General features: G+C 70.9%; 16 protein-coding genes and 2 tRNA genes. 13 read left to right on the forward strand and 5 right to left on the reverse strand.

Going from position 1 to position 18,655, the window contains the following annotated elements; genetic code table 11:
• Positions 1-6 precede the first annotated feature (6 nt).
• From RI578_RS25170 to RI578_RS25215, 10 genes are all read left to right on the forward strand, one after another.
• On the forward strand, positions 7-726 hold the full coding sequence (locus tag RI578_RS25170) for a phosphonatase-like hydrolase (protein ID WP_310873189.1): 720 nt from the start codon (positions 7-9) through the stop codon (positions 724-726).
• Positions 726-1,817, forward strand: a complete 1,092-nt coding sequence (locus tag RI578_RS25175) for an ABC transporter ATP-binding protein (protein WP_310873190.1) — start codon at positions 726-728, stop codon at positions 1,815-1,817. Before RI578_RS25170 ends, RI578_RS25175 begins: the two co-directional genes overlap by 1 nt.
• Positions 1,810-2,715, forward strand: a complete 906-nt coding sequence (locus RI578_RS25180; RefSeq protein WP_310873191.1) for a 2-aminoethylphosphonate ABC transporter permease subunit — start codon at positions 1,810-1,812, stop codon at positions 2,713-2,715. Before RI578_RS25175 ends, RI578_RS25180 begins: the two co-directional genes overlap by 8 nt.
• A complete protein-coding gene (locus tag RI578_RS25185) occupies positions 2,702-3,499 on the forward strand; it encodes an ABC transporter permease subunit (protein WP_310873192.1) in 798 nt (265 codons plus the stop codon). Before RI578_RS25180 ends, RI578_RS25185 begins: the two co-directional genes overlap by 14 nt.
• A 223-nt stretch (positions 3,500-3,722) precedes the next feature.
• Entirely contained in the window at positions 3,723-4,775 is a 1,053-nt protein-coding gene (locus tag RI578_RS25190) for a 2-aminoethylphosphonate ABC transporter substrate-binding protein (RefSeq protein ID WP_310873193.1), read from the forward strand.
• Between the two features lie 32 nt (positions 4,776-4,807).
• Complete coding sequence (locus RI578_RS25195) at positions 4,808-6,337, forward strand: alkaline phosphatase family protein (protein ID WP_310873194.1); 1,530 nt, start codon at positions 4,808-4,810, stop codon at positions 6,335-6,337.
• A gap of 265 nt (positions 6,338-6,602) precedes the next feature.
• Positions 6,603-7,382 carry an HAD-IIA family hydrolase gene (locus RI578_RS25200; RefSeq protein WP_310873195.1) on the forward strand — a complete coding sequence of 260 codons (780 nt, stop codon included), beginning with the start codon at positions 6,603-6,605 and terminating at the stop codon, positions 7,380-7,382.
• A gap of 122 nt (positions 7,383-7,504) precedes the next feature.
• A complete protein-coding gene (locus RI578_RS25205; RefSeq protein ID WP_310873196.1) occupies positions 7,505-8,068 on the forward strand; it encodes a hypothetical protein in 564 nt (187 codons plus the stop codon).
• A 6-nt stretch (positions 8,069-8,074) separates the two neighbouring features.
• Positions 8,075-8,746 carry a class F sortase gene (locus tag RI578_RS25210; RefSeq protein ID WP_310873197.1) on the forward strand — a complete coding sequence of 224 codons (672 nt, stop codon included), beginning with the start codon at positions 8,075-8,077 and terminating at the stop codon, positions 8,744-8,746.
• An 89-nt stretch (positions 8,747-8,835) separates the two neighbouring features.
• Complete coding sequence (locus tag RI578_RS25215) at positions 8,836-9,867, forward strand: glycoside hydrolase family 6 protein (protein WP_310873198.1); 1,032 nt, start codon at positions 8,836-8,838, stop codon at positions 9,865-9,867.
• Positions 9,868-9,966: 99 nt separating this feature from the next.
• On the opposite strand, the gene RI578_RS25220 is transcribed toward RI578_RS25215, so the two are convergent.
• From RI578_RS25220 to RI578_RS25230, 3 genes are all read right to left on the reverse strand, one after another.
• Positions 9,967-11,904, reverse strand: a complete 1,938-nt coding sequence (locus RI578_RS25220; RefSeq protein ID WP_310873199.1) for a kelch motif-containing protein — start codon at positions 11,902-11,904, stop codon at positions 9,967-9,969.
• Positions 11,901-13,886: a glycosyltransferase family 2 protein gene (locus tag RI578_RS25225; RefSeq protein ID WP_310873200.1), complete on the reverse strand. Its 1,986-nt coding sequence runs from the start codon at positions 13,884-13,886 to the stop codon at positions 11,901-11,903. The genes RI578_RS25220 and RI578_RS25225 overlap by 4 nt, the downstream gene beginning before the upstream one ends.
• Before the next feature lie 293 nt (positions 13,887-14,179).
• A tRNA-Lys gene (locus RI578_RS25230) sits at positions 14,180-14,253 on the reverse strand.
• Positions 14,254-14,461: 208 nt separating this feature from the next.
• Between RI578_RS25230 and RI578_RS25235 the strand changes: the two genes are divergently transcribed.
• From RI578_RS25235 to RI578_RS25245, 3 genes are all read left to right on the forward strand, one after another.
• The gene (locus RI578_RS25235) at positions 14,462-15,520 is read left to right on the forward strand and encodes a peptidoglycan-binding protein (protein ID WP_310873201.1); all 1,059 of its coding nucleotides are present in this window, start codon (positions 14,462-14,464) and stop codon (positions 15,518-15,520) included.
• Positions 15,521-15,580: 60 nt separating this feature from the next.
• Positions 15,581-16,735: an SPFH domain-containing protein gene (locus RI578_RS25240; RefSeq protein ID WP_310873202.1), complete on the forward strand. Its 1,155-nt coding sequence runs from the start codon at positions 15,581-15,583 to the stop codon at positions 16,733-16,735.
• Positions 16,736-16,860: 125 nt separating this feature from the next.
• Positions 16,861-17,466, forward strand: coding sequence for a lytic polysaccharide monooxygenase (locus RI578_RS25245; RefSeq protein WP_121747162.1), 606 nt, complete (start codon positions 16,861-16,863; stop codon positions 17,464-17,466).
• 45 nt (positions 17,467-17,511) lie between these two features.
• Here the strand turns inward: RI578_RS25245 and RI578_RS25250 are convergent.
• A tRNA-Lys gene (locus tag RI578_RS25250) sits at positions 17,512-17,585 on the reverse strand.
• A gap of 96 nt (positions 17,586-17,681) precedes the next feature.
• On the reverse strand, positions 17,682-18,440 hold the full coding sequence (locus RI578_RS25255) for an IclR family transcriptional regulator C-terminal domain-containing protein (RefSeq protein ID WP_310873203.1): 759 nt from the start codon (positions 18,438-18,440) through the stop codon (positions 17,682-17,684).
• Positions 18,441-18,655 lie beyond the last annotated feature (215 nt).

Below are 18,655 nucleotides of genomic sequence, written 5' to 3' on the forward strand. Positions count from 1 at the left end.
GCACCTATGACCGCCACGACCGCCATGACCACCATGACCACGACAGACATCCGCCTCGTCGTCCTCGACATGGCCGGCACCACCGTCGCCGACGGCGGCCTCGTCGAGCGCGCCTTCGACGCCGCCGCCCGCGAACTGGGCGTCGAGCCCGGCACGGACGACCACGCCGAGAAGCTCGACTACGTCCGCGCCACCATGGGCGAGTCCAAGATCTCCGTCTTCCGGCACCTGTTCGGCGACGAGGACCGCGCCCAGCACGCCAACGCCGCCTTCGAGAAGGCGTACGGCGAACTCGTCGACGGCGGCCTGATCGCCCCGATTCCCGGCGCCCGCGAGGCCGTCGAGGAACTGGCCGCCGACGGCCGCACCGTCGTCCTGAGCACCGGCTTCGCCCGCGTCACCCAGGACGCCATCCTCGGCGCCCTCGGCTGGCGCGGCCTGGTGCCGCTCACCCTGTGCCCCGCCGACGCGGGCGGGCGCGGACGGCCCTACCCGGACATGGTGCTGGAGGCCTTCCTGCGCACCAAGGCCGCCGACGCCGTACGCCAGGTCGCCGTCGTCGGCGACACCTCGTACGACGTGCTGAGCGGTGTACGGGCCGGCGCGGGCCTGGTCGCCGGCGTGCGCACCGGGGCCCACGGCGACGACGCCTTCCGCGAGGCGGGCGCGACCCACGTGCTGGACTCCGTCGCCGACCTGCCCGCCCTCCTGCGAGGAGCCGGCTGATGGCCACCAGCGCCCCGACCACCACCAGTGCCCCCACCACCACCAGCGGCATCCGCTTCGACAAGGTCACCGTCGCCTACGACGGCAACGTGGTCCTCGACGCCCTGGACCTCACCGTCGAACCCGGCGAGGTCATGGCGCTCCTCGGGCCGTCCGGATCCGGCAAGACCACCGCGCTGCGGGCGGTCGCCGGGTTCGTACGGCCCGCCTCGGGGCGGGTCTTCCTCGGCGACCGCGACGTCACCGACCTGCCTCCGCACCGACGCGGCATCGGCATGGTCGTCCAGCAGTACGCCCTGTTCCCGCACATGCGGGTGGCGGACAACGTCGCCTTCGGGCTCCGGGCCCGCAAGGCCGCCCGGGCCGAGACACGGGAGCGGGTCGCCGAGGCCCTGGAGATGACCGGCATGGGCGCCTACGCCCGCCGCTACCCCCGCGAGCTGTCCGGCGGCCAGCAGCAGCGCGTCGCCATCGCCCGCGCCCTCGCCATCCGCCCGGACGTCCTCCTCCTCGACGAGCCGCTGTCCGCCCTCGACGCCCAGCTGCGCTCCGGCATGCTCGCCGAACTGGCCCGCCTGCACCGCGAACTGCCCGACGTGTCGATCCTCTACGTCACCCACGACCAGGTGGAGGCGCTGACCCTCGCCGACCGGATCGCGGTCATGGACAAGGCGAAGCTGCGCGCGTGCGGGACGCCGAGGGAGCTGTACCGGGCGCCGGCCGACGAGTTCACGGCGTCCTTCGTGGGTGGCGCGAACCTGCTGCCGGTGACCGTCGGCGCCGGGGGAGTGTCCTTCGGAGACGCGGACATCAAGGTCGACACGGGGGGTGTCGCCCCAGGGGCGACGGCGACCTTGTGCGTACGGCCGCACCTCGTCGGGCTCGGCGACGGGCCCAACCGGCTCACCGGCACGGTGGGGGAGATCCAGTGGCGGGGTGCCACGCACCGGCTGTACGTCGATGTCGCCGGGCACCGCGTCATGGCTGACCTGCGCGAGCTGAAGACGCCGCCGGTTCACGGGGAGCCGGTGAGCCTGCACTTCGCGCCCGAGGACGCGGTGTTGCTGCCCGCAGGGGTGAACCATGGCTGAGGCCGTTGCGGAGCCGCGGCCCGTCGTGGGCTCGGCGCGCCCGCCCGGCGGCAGCCGGAAATCGAGCACAGCCCCGCGCCCCTATGGGCCGCTTCTGTGGGCGCTTCCTCCCGTCGCCCTCCTCGCCCTCGTCTTCCTCTACCCCCTCGCCCTCGTCGTCCAGCAGTCCTTCCAGCCCGACACCGGCGGCACCTCGCTGCAGCCGTACGCCGACGTCTTCGCCTCGGGGGCGTTCCGCGAGGCGCTGTGGACCACCGTGTGGCTGGCGGTGGCCGCCACCGTCGGCTGCCTGGTGCTCGGGTTCGTGCTGGCGCTGGTCATCGCCTTCGTGCCGTTCCCGGGGGCGAGGGCGGTGGCCCGGTTCATCGACGTCTTCCTGTCCTTCCCGTCCTTCCTGATCACGCTCGCGCTGCTCTTCATCTACGGCACGGTCGGCATGGCCAACGGCGCGTGGACCGACGTCACGGGGGCCGCCGAGGGGCCGTTCCAGTTCCTGACCACGCCCTGGGGCGTGCTGCTCGCGGAGATCACGTACTTCACGCCGTTCGTGATGCGGCCGCTGCTCGCCGCCTTCTCGCAGCTGGACACCGGCCAGCTGGAGGCCGCCAGTTCGCTGGGCGCCCGTACGTCGCGCATCGTCCGGCAGATCATCCTGCCGGAGGCGCTGCCCGCCCTCGCGGCCGGCGGCAGCCTGGTCCTCGTCCTGTGCCTGAACGAGTTCGGCATCGTGCTCTTCACCGGCGCCAAGGGCGTCACCACCCTGCCGACGCTCGTGTACAGCAAGGCGATGCTGGAGTCCGACTACCCGGGCGCCTGCGTGGTCGCCGTCGTCAACGTCCTGATCTCCGTGGGCCTCTACAGCCTCTACCGGGTGGTGAGCCGCCGTGCTGGTGCATAACCGCGGGGCGAGGTGGGCCGTGTGGACGGTCTTCCTCCTCCTCTTCCTGCCCCTGTTCGCCCTCCCGCTGCTCGTGGTCCTCGGCGCCTCCTTCGCCACCAACTGGTCCAGCGTCCTGCCCTCCGGCTTCACCACCGCCAACTACGAGGCGGCCACCCGCGGCGAGGCCCTCCAGGCGCTCACCACCAGCCTGGTCACCGCGGTCACCGCCAGCCTGCTCGCGCTCGCGACCGGCACCTGGGCCGCGCTCGCGGCGGCGGCGCTGAAGAAGCGGCACCGCAAGGTGGTCGACGCCCTGTTCGTACTGCCGGTCGCCGTGCCCTCCGTCGTCGTCGGCCTCGCGACACTCGTCGCCTTCTCCCAGCCGCCGATGCTGCTCAACGGCACCCGCTGGATCGTGATCATCGCCCACTCCGTCCTGGTCACCGCCTTCGCGTACCAGTCGGTGTCGGCGGCGATCACCCGCCTCGACCCGGCGTACGAGCAGGCCGCCGCCTCCCTCGGCGCCTCCCCGGCCCGCGTCCTGTGGCGGGTCAGGCTGCCGCTGCTGCTGCCGTCCCTGACCGCCGCCGCCGGCCTCTGCTTCGCCCTGTCCATGGGCGAGCTGAGCGCCACGATGATGCTCTACCCGCCGGACTGGACCCCGCTGCCGGTCCTGATCTACGCCTCCACCGACCGCGGTGCCCTGTTCACCGGCTCCGCCATCGCCGTGGTCCTGATGGCGGCGACCCTGCTGGTGCTGCTCGCGGTCTCCCGGATCCGCACCAAAGCCTCGTATCGCTAGGGGGTGTCGTTTGGATCTTGCCGGGGTCGCGGGGTCTGGCACGCACATCTGCGGCGTTGTCGTCGGTTGCCAGGGCTCCGCCCTGGCGCCCTCCTCCGCCTTGCAGCTGCACGCACCAGACCCCGCTCGGCCCCGCTGCAAGGCGCCGTCACTTGGAGCCGACCTGATCCAAACAACACCCCCTAGCCAACACCCCACCGCCTCGCAAGGAGTCCACCTCGCCATGCCCAGGAACCCCGCCAAGCCGCTCGCCGCCCTCTGCCTCCTCGTCCTCCCCCTGACCGCCTGCGGCGGCACCTCCGCCGCCTCCGACGAGAACGTCGTCACCGTCTACAGCGCCGACGGCCTCAAGGGCGAGAACGGCGACGGCTGGTACGACCAGGTCTTCGAGGACTTCGAGAAGGAGACCGGCATCAAGGTCGAGTACGTGGAGGGCGGCTCCGGCGAGATGGTGCAGCGCACCACCCGCGAGAAGCGCAACCCGCAGGCCGACGTGCTCGTCACCCTCCCGCCCTTCATCCAGCAGGCCGACACCAAGGGCCTGCTCCAGAAGTACGCCCCCAAGGGCGTCGACCAGGTCAGCGGCGCCGACAAGGCCGCGAACGGCACCTGGACCGCCGTCGTCAACAACTACTTCGGCTTCATCCACAACAAGAAGGAGCTGAAGCAGGCCCCCACCACCTGGGAGGACCTGCTCGACGGCAAGTACAAGAACAAGCTCCAGTACTCCACCCCCGGCGTCGCCGGCGACGGCACCGCCGTCCTCATCAAGGCCATGCACGACTTCGGCGGCGAGAAGCCCGCCATGGAGTACCTGGAGAAGCTCCAGGCCAACAACGTCGGCCCGTCCGCCTCCACCGGCAAGCTCGCCCCCAAGGTCGACAAGGGCGAACTCCTGGTCGCCAACGGCGACGTCCAGATGAACTACGCCCAGTCCAAGTCCATGCCGAACCTCGGCATCTGGTTCCCGGCCCGCGAGGGCGGCAAGCCCACCACCTTCGCCCTGCCCTACGCCGCCGGACTCGTGACCGACGCCCCGCACAGCGAGAACGGCAAGAAGCTCCTCGACTACATGCTGAGCCAGAAGGCCCAGCAGCAGGTCAGCGAGATCGGCGGCGGCTTCGCGGCCCGCCAGGACGTCGAGGCCACCGACGCCAACGCCATCGCGCTCACCAAGCTGATGGACGGCGTGGAGGTCTTCGAGCCCGACTGGGACGACATCGAGAAGAACCTCACGTCCTACATCGACGCCTGGAAGTCGGCCACCGGCAGCTGACCCCTTCACTCACCCCTCACCAGGAGGAACACGTGTCGTCAGCCCTCTCCCGCCGCACCGTCCTGGCCGCCACGGCAGGCACCGCCGCCCTCACCGCCCTGGGCGCCCCCAAGGCACACGCCGCCCCCACCCTCCCGAGCGGCACCAGCAAGGACAAGGTCCTGCTCATCGGCATGGACGGCCTGCGCCACGACCGCATCGACGCGGCCGACGCCCCGCACCTGAAGGCCATGATGCGCGAAGGGACGTACGGCCTGTCCCTGCTCTACGCGAACCCGATGGCCGCCACCTCCTCCGGCCCCGGCTGGTCCACCGTCTCCACCGGCGTCTGGCCCGACAAGCACGGAGTCAAGGACAACTCCTTCGCGGGCAAGGACTACGCCGAGTACCCCGGCCTGCTGGCCCGCCTGGCCCAGGTCCGGCCCGGACTGTCCACGTACGCCGCCGTCGACTGGAAGCCCCTCGACACCCAGGGCACCGTCACCCCCGGCGCCGACGCCAAACTCGTCCTCGACGGTGACGCCGACGGCTACACCGCGCACGACGCCACCATCGCCGCCGAGGCCGAGGCGGTCATCCGGGACCGGAACCCGGACGTGCTCTTCGTCTATTTCGGCGACTCCGACATCGTCGGCCACAACAAGGGCGCGGCAAGCCAGGCGTACCTCGACGTGATCGCCCGGCAGGACGCCTACGTCGGCCGCCTGCGCGCCGCGATCCGGGCCCGGTCCACGTACGCCTCCGAACGCTGGACCGTCATCGTCACCACCGACCACGGCCACCTGGACGCGGGCGGCCACGGCGGTTCCGCGATCGAGGAGCGCCGCACCTTCGTCCTCGCCACCGGCCCCGGCATCGCAGCCGGCGCCCGCCCGGCCGACACCCGGCTCGTCGACGTCGTCCCGACCGTCCTCAAGCAGCTCGGCATCCCCGTCGATCCCGCCTGGGGCCTGGACGGCAAGCCGATCCAGGAGCGGTCCACCGACCCGTTCGACGCGCTCCACGGCTCCCTGACGCCACGCGTCGACGAAACCGGCATCCCCGCCGGCGTCCTCGGCTTCACCCGCACCCCGCCCCGCGGCTGGTCCGTCATCAACAACGCCATGGGCACCGGCGGCATGACCGAGTGGCGCGGCTGGTCCTTCGCCACCGACGAGTTCTGGTCCCGCACCCAGCGCGACCAGTCCCGCGAGCTGAACGTCCGCTCGCGCGGCGTGTTCGCGGTCGCCGACTCCGACGAGTGGGCGGACAAGTCCTTCTCCGGCGCCTACGACTCGACCCTGGTCACCCCGGTGTACGACGTCACCGGCAAGTCGGCCGTCCGCCTGGACTTCACCACCCTCTACCGGCAGGACGGCGGTCAGACCGCCCAGGTCCTCGCCTCCTTCAACGGCGGCACCCCCACCGTCGTCAAGAGCTACACCGCCGACGTGATCTCACAGCCCCAGTCACTCACCGTCCGGGTCCCCTCCGGAGCCTCCAGCGTGAGCTTCCGCTTCCGCTACACCGGGGCCAACAACTGGTACTGGGTGATCGACGGGCTCCGTGTGGCGCACTCCTGACCAGGGCCTGCCTTTCGGATCATGCCGGGGTCGCGGGGTCTGGCACGCACATCTGCGGCGTTGTCGTCGGTTGCCAGGGCTCCGCCCTGGCGCCCTCCTCCGCCTTGCAGCTGCACGCACCAGACCCCGCTCGGGTCGGTCACAAGGTGCCGCAGATCGGAGCCGGCCTGATCCGAAAGGCAGGCCCTAGGCTGTGGGGCGTCGGTACGCCGTGGTTCCGGCGCCCCCCGCCCCCGCCCCACCGCACGCCAGGAGTTCGTTGCACATGGCAGACCGCAAGCCCATCGAGTCGTGGCTCACCGACATGGACGGCGTTCTCATCCACGAGGGCGTGCCGATCCCCGGCGCCGACGCCTTCATCAAGAGGCTCCGCGAGTCCGGCAAGCCCTTCCTGGTCCTCACCAACAACTCGATCTACACCCCGCGCGACCTGCACGCCCGGCTGCGCCGCATGGGCCTTGAGGTGCCGATCGAGTCCATCTGGACCTCGGCGCTGGCCACCGCCCAGTTCCTCCAGGACCAGCGGCCCGGCGGCTCGGCGTACGTCATCGGCGAGGCCGGCCTGACCACCGCCCTGCACGACATCGGCTACATCCTCACCGACCACGACCCCGACTACGTCGTCCTCGGCGAGACCCGCACGTACTCCTTCGAGGCCATGACGAAGGCGGTACGGCTGATCAACGCCGGCGCCCGGTTCATCTGCACCAACCCCGACGAGACCGGCCCCTCCACCGAGGGCCCGCTCCCGGCGACCGGCGCGGTGGCCGCGCTGATCACCAAGGCGACCGGCAAGCAGCCGTACTTCGCGGGCAAGCCCAACCCGCTGATGATGCGCACCGGGCTCAACGCGATCGGCGCCCACTCCGAGACCAGCGCGATGATCGGCGACCGCATGGACACCGACGTGCTGGCCGGCATGGAGGCCGGGATGCAGACCTTCCTCGTCCTGACCGGCCTGACCCGGCCCGAGCAGGTGGAGAACTTCCCGTACCGGCCGTCCAAGGTGGTCGACTCGATCGCCGACCTGGTCGAACGGGTCTGAGACCCGTGGAGCGGCGGTAAACCCGCCCGCCGCCGCTGTAACCCGTTCGGAGCAGCCGGGCCCCCGCGCAGGATGCGGGGGCCCGTCCCGCGGGGGAGTCTCCAGGTAACTGGAGGTGCACGATGGGCTCACTGAAAGTCACTCTCTGTGCCGGAGTCGCGGTGGCCGCGGCGCTCGCACCGATCGCGGCACTCGCACCGGCCGCGTACGCGGTGGACGGCTCAGGCGTCTCGGTGTCACCGTCCACACCCGCGCCCGGCAGCGACGTCGAGCTCCGCGTGGCGGACTGCACCGAGAAGACGGCCGTCGCCGTGTCGGCGGCCTTCGCCTCGGACGTACGGCTCACCCTGGCCGCGAAGGACGGCGTCCTCGTCGGGGCCGGCACGGTCCGCTCCACCATGGAGGCCGGCGCGTACGCCGTGCGGGTCAAGTGCGGCGACCACGCCCGCAAGGGCACCGTCACCGTCGCCGAGCAGCGCCGCCCGGCCGCCCCCGCCTCTCCCGTCGCCCCCGTCGACGCGGGCGGCGGCGGCACCGCGCGGCTGGCCGCCGCCGACGCCCGGGAAGAGGCCCGCCCCGAACCTCCCGGCACGGCGCACACCGTGACCGGCCTGGTCCTCGCGGGCATCGCCGCCGTCGCCGTCGCGCTGCGCAGCGTCCGCAGCCGGAGCCGCGGGACGGACTGACCGACCATGTCCGAACAGGACCAGCGACGCACCGTCGGCTCTGGCCGCCTGGTGACCGGCATCGCCTGGGTGGTGCTGCTCCTCGGGCTGTGGCTGTGGGGCCGCGAGGCCACCGACGTGCGCGAGGGCATATCCCGGCCGGCCACCGGCGACATGGCGGCGGCCGGCCGGCCCCCCGACGTACCGCTGCCCCCCGCCCACGCGCCCCTCGGCGACGCCCTGCCCCAGCGGCTCGACGTCCCCGGACTCGGCATCCAGGCCCCCGTCGTGTCCCGCGGCCTCGACACCGAGGGCGCCATCGAACCACCGCCCTTCGACCGGCCCGGCTCCGTCGGCTGGTACGCGGACGGCGTGAGCCCGGGAGAGGCCGGGACCGCGCTGATGGTGGGCCACGTCGACACCGAGACCGAGCCCGCCGTCTTCTACCAGATCAGCACCCTGGAGCCCGGCGAGACGATCCGGGTGCTCCGCGACGACGCCGAGGTCGCCGAGTTCACCGTCGACGACGTCCAGGTCCTCACCCGCGACGGCTTCGACGCCCAGCAGGCCTACGGGCCGCACAGCACGGGCCGCGCCGAACTCCGCCTGATCACCTGCGGCGGCACCTTCGACCGCGCCACCAACAGCTACACGGCCAACGTGGTCGTATCGGCGTACCTCACGGGTACCGGCTCCTAGGAACCTTCGGGCCGGTATCCGGGAACCTCCTGGGTGCCACAGGCGTATGTCAGGATTGAGCCTTGGAACAGTGCACCCAGGGGGGTTGGATGTACGGCAGCAGGGGGGCCGGAAACTTGTCCACGAGGCGAGCGTCCGCGGTAGCGCTGGGGGCGGCACTGCTGCTCGCGGGCTGCTCCTCGTCCGACGGCGGCGAGGACAAGGGCAAGGACAAGAACGCGGGCGCCGGGATAACCCAGCAGCCCAAGGAGGCCGACCCGTTCTGGGTCAATCCGGACGGCAACGCGGCCCAGCAGCTGGCGGCCTTGCAGAAGTCCGACAAGAAGGACCAGGCCGAGCAGATCCGCAAGATCGCCCAGCAGCCGACCGGCGAGTGGATCAGCCCGGAGAACCCGGAGGAGCAGGCCCGCGGTTTCACCGAGGCCGCCGACGAGGCCGGCCGCACCGCGCTGCTCGTCCTCTACAACATCCCGCACCGCGACTGCGGCCAGTACTCGGGCGGCGGCGCCGCCGACGGCAACGCCTACCGTGACTTCATCGACGGCGTGGCCAAGGGCATCGGCGACCGCTCCGCCACGGTCATCCTGGAACCGGACGCGGTGCTCCACCTGGTGGACGGCTGCACCCCGGAGCAGTTCCACGAGGAGCGCTACGACCTCCTCAAGGGCGCCATCGCCAAGCTCACCGCGCTGGAGAACACCAAGGTCTACCTGGACGCGGGCAACGCCGGCTGGGGCCACCCCGACCAGATCTTCGAGCCGCTGAAGTGGGCGGGCATCGACCAGGCCGACGGCTTCGCGGTCAACGTCTCGAACTTCTACACCACCGAGGACTCCATCGCCTACGGCAAGCAGCTCTCCGCCAAGGTGGGCGGCAAGCACTTCGTCATCGACACCAGCCGCAACGGCAACGGCCCCTACACCGAGGGCGACCCGGGCGAACGCTGGTGCAACCCCCCCGGCCGAGCCCTCGGCGAAACCCCGACGACCAAAACCGCCGACCCCCTCGTGGACGCCTACCTGTGGGTCAAGCGCCCCGGGGAGTCGGACGGCGAATGCAAGGGCGGCCCGAAGGCCGGCGAGTGGTGGCCCGAGTACGCCTTGAAGTTGGCGCAAGGGTAAAGAACCCAGGGGCGCGGGGCTGTGACATATGCGGCTCCGCCGCGGGAGCGCGACCAGCCACAGCGCTCCCGCAACCCATAGTCACAACCTGCGGGAGCGCTACGGAACGTGCACCCACTCCGCCTTGGAAGGCGTCCCTTCCCCGTCAGTCACGAACATCATGTACCAGCCGGACTGAACGAGGTTCTTGTTCTCAGGCACCGTCACCGTCAACTTGTCCCCGTCCGCCTCGAAGTCCAACGCGATCGACCGCTGATCCACGTCGGTGACATGCGTAGACGCGCTCGGCCGGATCAGCCGCACCTTCTTGACCGACTCCGCCGCCCGGGACGTGAACGTCCCCGACTCACCACGCTCGATGGCCTGCGGCCCCCCGGAGAGATCCGGCCGGGAATCCCGGTACAGATACGGCGGCGTGTAGATCTCGATGCGCTGTTCGAACTTGCCCGGCTTGGTGTTGGCCTTGTCGGCGTAGAGCGAGTCCGACCCGAAGAACATCATGCGGCCGTCGGGCAGCAGGATCGAACCGGAGTGGTAGTTCCTGCCGACCAGCGGATCGGCGACCCGCTCGAACTCGTTGGTGTCCGGGTGGTACAGCCGGGCCTGAAGGATGTTGGAGTCGCTGCGGCCCCGGTAGTCCTCCGAACCGCCGGAGACCAGCACGCTGTCGTCCGGCAGGATCGAGGCCTGCGGATAGCGCGTGCCCTTGTCCAGTGACGGCCCGTCCACGAACTTCGGGTCGTCCGCCTTGAGGTCGACGATCCGGGTCTTCTCGCTGGACAGCTTGGACTCGCCGACCCCGCCGCCGCCGATCACCATGTACTTCTCGTCCTGCGCGGGCGGCAGCAGCACCGAGTTGGCGGTCTCCAGCATGTTGGCGTCGCTCAGGCCGGGGACCTTGGTGAACTTGTTGGTCTCCACGTCCCAGATGCCCGGGTCGCGGCCCACGTCGTCGGGGCCGTAGCCGGCGTTCGCACCCGAGTAGAAGATCTTGCCGTTCTGCATCAGGAACAGCGCCGGGTACGTCGGGAACTGGCGGGTCTCCTCGGTGTAGGTCCACTCCTTGGTCTTCGGGTCGTAGATCTCGTTCTTGCCCGGGACCAGCTGGCCGATGTCGTCGAGGCCGGAGACGCTGAGGATCTTGCCGTCGCTCAGGGTGGTGAGCGTCGGGTACCAGCGGGCCTCGTGCATCGGGTCGACCTTGATGTACTTCTCGGCGACCGGGTCGAACTCGAAGGCGTCCCGGATGCCCTGGAAGTCCTTCTTGTCGAGGGCGAGCTTCTGCGCGATGCCGTACGTGTTCTGCGCGTCCGCGCCCGACAGGCCATGGACGCGGTAGTTGTCCTGGGTGCCCGTCTCGTACTGCCGGCCGCTCTTCTGCGCCTCGACGTAGATCCGGCCGATGCCCGGGTCGTTGCGCAGGAACCTGCCGGTCGCCTTGTCGAAGACCTTCTCGGCGCGGGGCACCAGCACCGGGTCCTTGGAGACGAAGGTCTTCTTGTTCTCCTTGCCGGTGAACTTGGTGCCCGCCGGCAGGGTGATCGGCTTGTCCGGGTTCTCGTTGTGGACGATCATCAGGCCGCCGGCCTTGGTGACGTCACCCTTGAGCTTCTCGTACCGCTTGGTGCCGCCGGCGATCAGCAGGTTGCCGTTGGCGAGCTGGGTGTGGCCGGTGCAGAACAGGTCGGTGGGCGTCGGCACCTTCTTGATGGTCCCCTTGACCGGGTCCCAGATACGGGTGTCGAACTGCTTCGCGTCGAAGTTGTCCTGGTTGTTGCCCGACCCCGCGACGAGCAGCACCTTGCCGGTGCGCAGCAGCGCCGCGTGGATGGTGTTCTGCCGGTACTTCTCGGGAAACTCGATGATCTCCCATTTGCCGTTGGCGGCCTTGTACTCCGGCTTGTTGATCTTGTACTGGTGGTATTTCTCGGTTCCGAAGCGGTAGAGCCACGGCCCGTTCATCCCGGCCAGCGCGACTACCACCGCCGTACCTATCGCGAAGCGACGGGCGCGGCGGCGGCCGGCACGGTCCTTCATTCCTTACGTCCCCCAAGTCCACCAAGGGCGATCTGCATGGTCTGGTCGTTGCCTCCGTCGGAGGCCGCCCAGCTGGGCTTCTGCTGCGGCGCGTGTGGCGCGTAGGCCTGCGCGGGCGCCGCGTCCGCGGGTGCCTGCTGCTGTGACGGGACCCGCGTATCGGGCTCCGCCGCCACGGCCGGCGGTTGCTTCTTCGCCTTCCGCAGTTCGTGGCGCCAGGCGAACATCGGCGACGCGGTGATCAGCAGCGCGAACGTCGCCCAGATGATCATCGCGGGGTGCGAGTGACCGTAGACGAAGCCGGCGGCGATCGAGCCGCCGAAGATCAGGATGAAGTACCAGTGGTACCGGAAGGTCCCGAAGAGGGTGTCCGGGCTGGCCGAGTCGCCCTTGGGCGTGACCACGAACTTGCTCTTGCGGCGCAGCACGGAGTCGATGAGCGCCTTCGCGTAGAGCGGCGCCGACAGCGCGGACATGACCATGCCGGCCACACCGCCGGAGCCCTCCGGCTCGTGCGGCGAGACGTTGTGGCGGCGGTTCCAGACGTACAGGCCGATCTGGAGGGCGGAGGCGTTGCCGTAGAGCATCAGCCAGACCGCCGGGTCGATGTTGACACCCGAGGCGCCCAGGCCCAGGAACAGGCAGCAGCTCAGCGCCGCCAGGATCCAGTTCAGGGCCGACATCGGATAGAAGATGATCATCATCGTGTAGTTGAAGAGCTTGCTCGGCGGGAGCGAGTACCAGCCCTTCCAGTACTGCTTGAGGATCGTCTCGTACGTCCCTCGCGACCAGCGCATCTGCTGGGTGAAGAAGTCCGTCCAGGCGTTCGGGCCCTCGCCGACCGCGAGCACGTCCGGGGTGTAGACCGAGCGCCACTTGCGGCCCGTGGCCGGGTTCTTGTGGCGGTGGATCTCGAAGCCGGTCGCCATGTCCTCGGTGATCGAGTCGTACAGACCGCCGATCTGCTTCAGGGCGCTGATGCGCACCGCGTTGGAGGTGCCCACGAACATCGGCGAGCCGTACCGGTTGCCCGCGCGCTGGATCAGCGCGTGGAAGAGGAACTGCTGCGACTCGGCGGCCTTGGTGATCGGGTTGTCGTAGTTGCCGTAGACCTGCGGGCCGATGACGAAGCCGACGTCCGGGTCGCGGAAGAAGCCGAGCATCCGCTCCAGGTAGTTGGGCAGCGGCACGTGGTCGGTGTCGACCGAGGCGAAGAAGTCGTAGTCGCCGCCGTGCGCGTCCAGCCAGGCGTTGTAGTTGCCGTGCTTGGTCTTGGCGCGGTGCGGGCCCTTGGGCATGTTCCACTTCGCGACGCCCTTGCGGGAGAAGTGGTGCACGCCGAGGCGCTCGCAGACCGCCTTCACCTCGGGGTCGTCGCCCTCGTCGAGGAGCCAGACGTGCATCAGACCGCGGTGGCGGATCTTCACGGCCGCCTCCAGGGTCTTCGTCACCATCTCCAGCGGCTCCTTGCCGGGCACGAAGGAGGTGAGGAAGGCGACCCGGGTGCCGGTCTCGGGCACCACCGGGATCGGGTCGCGGGCGACCAGGGTGGCGTGCGCGTTCGACAGCACGTTCAGGCAGCGGAACAGCTCGATCAGGCCGATCGAGACGAGCATCACGATGTCGAGCGCGGGCAGCCAGTCGAAGGCCACGTAGTCGCGCTCGGTCCAGTGCGTGGGCTGGAGCAGCCAGACCAGCAGCACCACCGACAGCAGCGGGGCGGCGGCCAGCATCAGGGCGACCCGGATGCGGTGCGGCTCCTGCGATATCAGCGAGCGGTACTGGACCTTGTACGGCTTGTGCGGGTCGGGCTGGGTGAGGGGGCCCGCGAGCCGGCTGTAGTGCTCGTAGTCGTACCTCGGCAGGGTCTTCTGTATCCGGCGGAACGAGCCGGTGTTCCAGGTCCGATGCGCGGGCACCCTGAGCTGGGTGGTCTGGGACGGGTCGTGGTCCTGCCCGGCGCCCGTCGGCGTCGACGTCATGAGTCATCCCCCCACACGCGGGTCACGCGTGTTTCGTCGCTTCCATCGTCCGCTCCGGTCCCCCTCGACCTTCACGGACGTAACAGTGGTGGGTTGCTGTCACCACGGCATCCACACCTTATATAGACATGGAATGGCGACCCCCGGTTGCATGATGCCCCCCTCGGCATCCCCTCGGCATCCGGCCCCCCAACCGGACCAGGGTTCTACGGTGTTCGCCATGATCGCAAGATGTCCGGAGGCCGGGTACGCCGAAGGCCCCTCGTGTGCTACGAGGGGCCTTCGACCGTCGGTGCGCCGCCAGGGACTCGAACCCCGGACCCGCTGATTAAGAGTCAGCTGCTCTAACCAACTGAGCTAGCGGCGCCTGCTGACCTGCACAACTCTACCGGATGCCGGACGCTGCTCCGGACCGCGCCCGGGGGCCGCGGGGAACCTCCGGGGGATCGCGCCCGCCGCCGTGTACATCATTCGGACCGTCAGCATGCGCGCGAAGACGACAGTTGAGAAACTGACCGACATGTACCGAAGTGCACCACTGCGGACATTTTCACCGGGAGTGTGAGGGGAATCGCATGGAGGCTCCCGTATTCGAGGAAATCGACCCCGCGAGCGACTGCGACTGCCCCGGTTGCCGTCACTGGCGCCGCGTCCTGCCGCATTCCCCGGCCGGCCGCGCCCCCGCCCATCCGGCGGCCCACCGCGCGCTGATCGTGGCCACCGCGACCGCCACCGCCGCCGTCACCGGTGCCCTGGGCGCGGGACAGGCGGCAGCGGCGCCGACCACCGTTCACGCGTCCCACCGGCCGGGCGATCCCGCGGCTGACGAGCCCGACACCCCGCAGGGCCCCAGGGCCCCGCTGCACGGCCCGACCGGGACGCCGGCGGCACCCCCCGCCGGTGCGGAACCGGCCGCGATCACTCGTACGGAGATCATCGACCGGGCCAGGACCTGGGTCACCGCCAAGGTGCCCTACAGCATGACCGCCTACTGGTCGGACGGTTACCGGCAGGACTGCTCGGGTTATGTGTCGATGGCCTGGAAGCTCCCCACGAACGAATGGACGGGCAGCCTCGGCACGTTCGCCGACCGCATCACCAAGGAGGAGCTCCAGCCCGGCGACATCCTGCTGTTCCACAATGCGGCCGACCCTCAGAAAGGCTCCCATGTGGTGATCTTCGGCGGCTGGACGGACGCCACCCGCACCGCCTACACGGCCTACGAACAGACCCCGCCGCACACCCGCACGCAGGCCACGCCCTACGCCTACTGGAGCGACTCGGCCAAGTACCTGCCCTACCGCTACAAGGGCGTCACGGCGGGCGCGAGCACGGCGGCCGGGGCGCCGGCCGCCCCGGACCCCGCATCGGCCCCGGCCCCCGCCTCGCACGGGGTGGCCGGCTACCCCGGACGGGCGATGTTCCGGCCGGGCGCGGACAACCCGTACGTCACCAGGCTCGGCAGGCAGCTGGTGAGGAAGGGATTCGGCAAGCACTACACGACCGGGCCGGGCCCGCGCTGGGGCGAGGCGGACCGGCGGGGCGTCGAGGCCTTCCAGCGCGCCCAGGGCTGGCGCGGTGGCGCGGCGGACGGCCACCCGGGCCCGGAGACCTGGCGGCGGCTCTTCTCCTGACCGTCCGCCCAGCGGTGACCACCCGTTCATGACGCATCTGGCGCGGAGGCTGGAGCACGCATGAGTACGACCTCTTCCACGAACCCGGACACCAAGCCGCCGGCCCCGCCCGGGCCCGGAGCGCCCGAAGGGGCGGCGGAGGCGGGCCACCGGCCCGCCCGGCTCATCCACAACGAGGCCACCACCGAGATCCCCGTCCACCTGCTGTTCCGCGACGACCCCCATCCGGCGCCGGTGGCGCTGCGGTCCGCGGTCGTCGGCCGTCGGCAGGGCACGGGGGAGCAGCCCCGGACGCGGCGCCCCGTCGCCGCGCGCCCGCGCCCCGCGCCGAGCGTCGACCCGGAGCTGACGGAGCGTCCGGCCCGGGTGCTGCCCGGCGCCGCGGGCGTGGCCGCCGGTGCCTGCGGCGCGGCGGGCTGCGCGGTCACCTCCTGGTGGGCCGGGCTCGTACCGCCGCTCGCGGCCGAGGCGCTCGGGCTGCCGGCGTACGCGGGGGCCGGGCTCGGCCCCGCGCAGTGGGCGGCGTACGCGGCCGCGGGGGCGCTGGGGCTGTTCGGGTTCGGCGGGCTGGCCCGGGGCCGGACCGGGCGGGCCTGGGTGCTCGGCCTGTTCGGCCGCTACCGGGGGACCGTGCGGCGCACCGGCCTGATGTGGGTCAACCCGCTGCTGCTGCGCCGCCGGGTCGACGTCCGGTTGCGGCACTGGCGCAGCGAGCCGATGCTCGCGGCCGACGGCAACGGGGTCGCGCTCAGGGCGGTGACGCTGGTGGTGTGGCGGGTGCGGGACACCGCCAAGGCCACGCTGGGCGTCGAGGACCACGAGACGTATCTGCGCGAGTGCGTGGAGGCGGCGCTGGCCCGGGTCCCGGTGGAGCCCCTCGGCACGGTCCGCAGCTCCGCGGACGTGGCCGGCGAGACGCTGACCCGGCTGGTGGCGGCGGACGCGGCGCCGGTCGGCCTGGAGGTGTTCTCGGTGCGGCCGGTCCGGGTGGAGTACGCCCCCGAGGTCGCCGCCGCGATGCACCGGCGGCGGATCGCCGCGCTGGACGCGGCGCAGCGGGCCAGCGTGCTCACCTCGGTGGTGGACTCGGTGGAGGACACGGTGACCCGGCTGACCATGCGCGGGCTGGTCGAGCTCGACGACTACGAGCGCAAGGTGCTGGTGAAGGACCTGACGGTGGCGTTCTGCGCGGGGCGGGGGGACACGGCCCCGTGAGCCGTTCCCCGGGTGCCCCGGGTTCCTCGATTGGTATGGACATGTTCAACTAACCGCAATAACCTGAGACTTGGTCTAGACCTGCACGGCTCACTGAACCTCCCCCACGTCACAGGAGCAGCAGTATGCGTACAAGGACCAAGTTGTATGCCGCCGCGGTGGGCATGGCGACCACCGGAGCCCTCGTGCTCTCGTCCGGCGGCGCCAGCGGCCACGGCTACACCGACCTGCCGGTCAGCCGTCAGAAGGTGTGCCAGAACGGCACCGTCAGCGGCTGCGGCGCCATCCAGTGGGAGCCGCAGAGCGTCGAGGGGCCCAAGGGCTTCCCGGCGGGCGGACCGGCCGACGGGCGGATATGTTCCGCGAACAACACCCCGTTCGCCCCGCTCGACAGCCCGAAGGCTCCGGGCGGCCAGGCGTGGCCGGCCACCAAGGTGAACGGCGGACAGAGCTACAACTTCCGCTGGCAGTTCACCGCCCGGCACGCCACGACCGACTTCCGGTACTACGTCACCAAGCAGGGCTGGAACCAGAACCACAACCTGGCCCGGTCCGACCTCAACCTGACGCCGTTCTTCACGGTGCCCTACGGCGGTAAGCAGCCGCCGGCCACGCTCTCCCACAGCGGCACGCTGCCGTCCGGGCTGAGCGGGCGCCACGTGATCGTCGCGGTGTGGACGGTCGCCGACACGGCCAACGCGTTCTACGCGTGCTCGGACGTGACCTTCTGAACGAGCGGAGGGCCCCCTCGCCTGAGCGAGGGGGCCCTCTTGCTGTGCGCCGCCAGGGACTCGAACCCCGGACCCGCTGATTAAGAGTCAGCTGCTCTAACCAACTGAGCTAGCGGCGCATGACTCCCGCCGTCCGCTTTCCGCGGTCGGCGACGACGAAAATACTACCTGGTCTCCAGGAGTGCTTCCGACCATTCGCCCGGCCGGCACCGCGGCTAGATCGCCAGTGAGAGCAGCACCCCGGCGGCGTTCCGGTTCAGCTCGTCGGCGGCCCGGCGGAGCCGGTGGGCGTGCTCGACCGGGAGGGACAGGGCGAGGCAGCCCACGGCGGAACCGGCCGTGATCGGGACGGCCGCGCAGACCGTGCCCACCGCGTACTCCTGGAGGTCGAGGACCGGGACGGTGGGCGGCTGGGACTCCAGCCGGGACAGCAGCAGCTTGTCGCTGGTGATGGTGCGCGAGGTCAGGCGGGCCATCTTGTGCCGGGCGAGGTGGTCGCGGCGGCCCGCGTGGTCCAGCTGGGTGAGCAGGCTCTTGCCGACCGCGGTGGCGTGCGCCGAGACGCGGAAGTCCACCCACTCGTTCACCTTGGGCGTGGCCGGGCTGTCGGCGTACTGGGTGACGCTGACCTCGCCGTCGACGTACCGGCTGATGTAGACGGCGGCGCCCACCGAGTCGCGCAGCCGGTCCAGGGTGCGCTGGAGCTTGTCGCGCACGGCCTCCTCGCGGCCGTGGGCCGAGCCCAGGCGGGCCAGGGCCTCGCCGGTGACGTACGTGCCGTCGGTGGTCTGCTCGACGTAGCCCTCGCGGCGCAGCATGCGCAGGAGCGTGGTCAGCCGCTCCCGGTCGAGGCCGGTCCGCCGGGCGAGTTCGGTGTCCGTGACTCCGGTGCTGTGCCGCGTCACCGTCTCCAGGACGCGCAGGGCGTCCTGGGCCGAGTGGTGCGGCGCGGTCGGCTTGTGCTGCAGCGCCACGGTGGTCTCCCCCTGCGCTCGCTGGTAGGCCCCTGCCCCTGTCCCTGCCTGTGCCCCCGATCCGGACAGCGGATCCCCTTCACGATAGCCGCCGAGCGGCCCGGAGTGAGGGGGTGTCGGCGAGATTTCAGTGCCCCCAACTGCGACGCTGGCCCGCTGGCATATGCCAGCGGCGTGCCCCAACGCCCCGACCTCGGGCGTTGGGGCACGCCGCC

It is taken from the genome of Streptomyces sp. BB1-1-1 (assembly GCF_031597775.1).
GTDB lineage: Bacteria > Actinomycetota > Actinomycetes > Streptomycetales > Streptomycetaceae > Streptomyces > Streptomyces thinghirensis.

Excerpts from the sequence above, each read along its gene's own strand:
- RI578_RS25215 (WP_310873198.1), top strand. The coding sequence starts at position 8,836 with ATGTACGGCAGCAGGGGGGCCGGAAACTTGTCCACGAGGCGAGCGTCC.
- RI578_RS25235 (WP_310873201.1), top strand. The coding sequence starts at position 14,462 with ATGGAGGCTCCCGTATTCGAGGAAATCGACCCCGCGAGCGACTGCGAC.
- RI578_RS25220 (WP_310873199.1), bottom strand. The coding sequence starts at position 11,904 with ATGAAGGACCGTGCCGGCCGCCGCCGCGCCCGTCGCTTCGCGATAGGT.
- RI578_RS25210 (WP_310873197.1), top strand. The coding sequence starts at position 8,075 with ATGTCCGAACAGGACCAGCGACGCACCGTCGGCTCTGGCCGCCTGGTG.
- RI578_RS25170 (WP_310873189.1), top strand. The coding sequence starts at position 7 with ATGACCGCCACGACCGCCATGACCACCATGACCACGACAGACATCCGC.
- RI578_RS25205 (WP_310873196.1), top strand. The coding sequence starts at position 7,505 with ATGGGCTCACTGAAAGTCACTCTCTGTGCCGGAGTCGCGGTGGCCGCG.
- RI578_RS25190 (WP_310873193.1), top strand. The coding sequence starts at position 3,723 with ATGCCCAGGAACCCCGCCAAGCCGCTCGCCGCCCTCTGCCTCCTCGTC.
- RI578_RS25180 (WP_310873191.1), top strand. The coding sequence starts at position 1,810 with ATGGCTGAGGCCGTTGCGGAGCCGCGGCCCGTCGTGGGCTCGGCGCGC.
- RI578_RS25200 (WP_310873195.1), top strand. The coding sequence starts at position 6,603 with ATGGCAGACCGCAAGCCCATCGAGTCGTGGCTCACCGACATGGACGGC.
- RI578_RS25225 (WP_310873200.1), bottom strand. The coding sequence starts at position 13,886 with ATGACGTCGACGCCGACGGGCGCCGGGCAGGACCACGACCCGTCCCAG.
- RI578_RS25240 (WP_310873202.1), top strand. The coding sequence starts at position 15,581 with ATGAGTACGACCTCTTCCACGAACCCGGACACCAAGCCGCCGGCCCCG.
- RI578_RS25175 (WP_310873190.1), top strand. The coding sequence starts at position 726 with ATGGCCACCAGCGCCCCGACCACCACCAGTGCCCCCACCACCACCAGC.
- RI578_RS25245 (WP_121747162.1), top strand. The coding sequence starts at position 16,861 with ATGCGTACAAGGACCAAGTTGTATGCCGCCGCGGTGGGCATGGCGACC.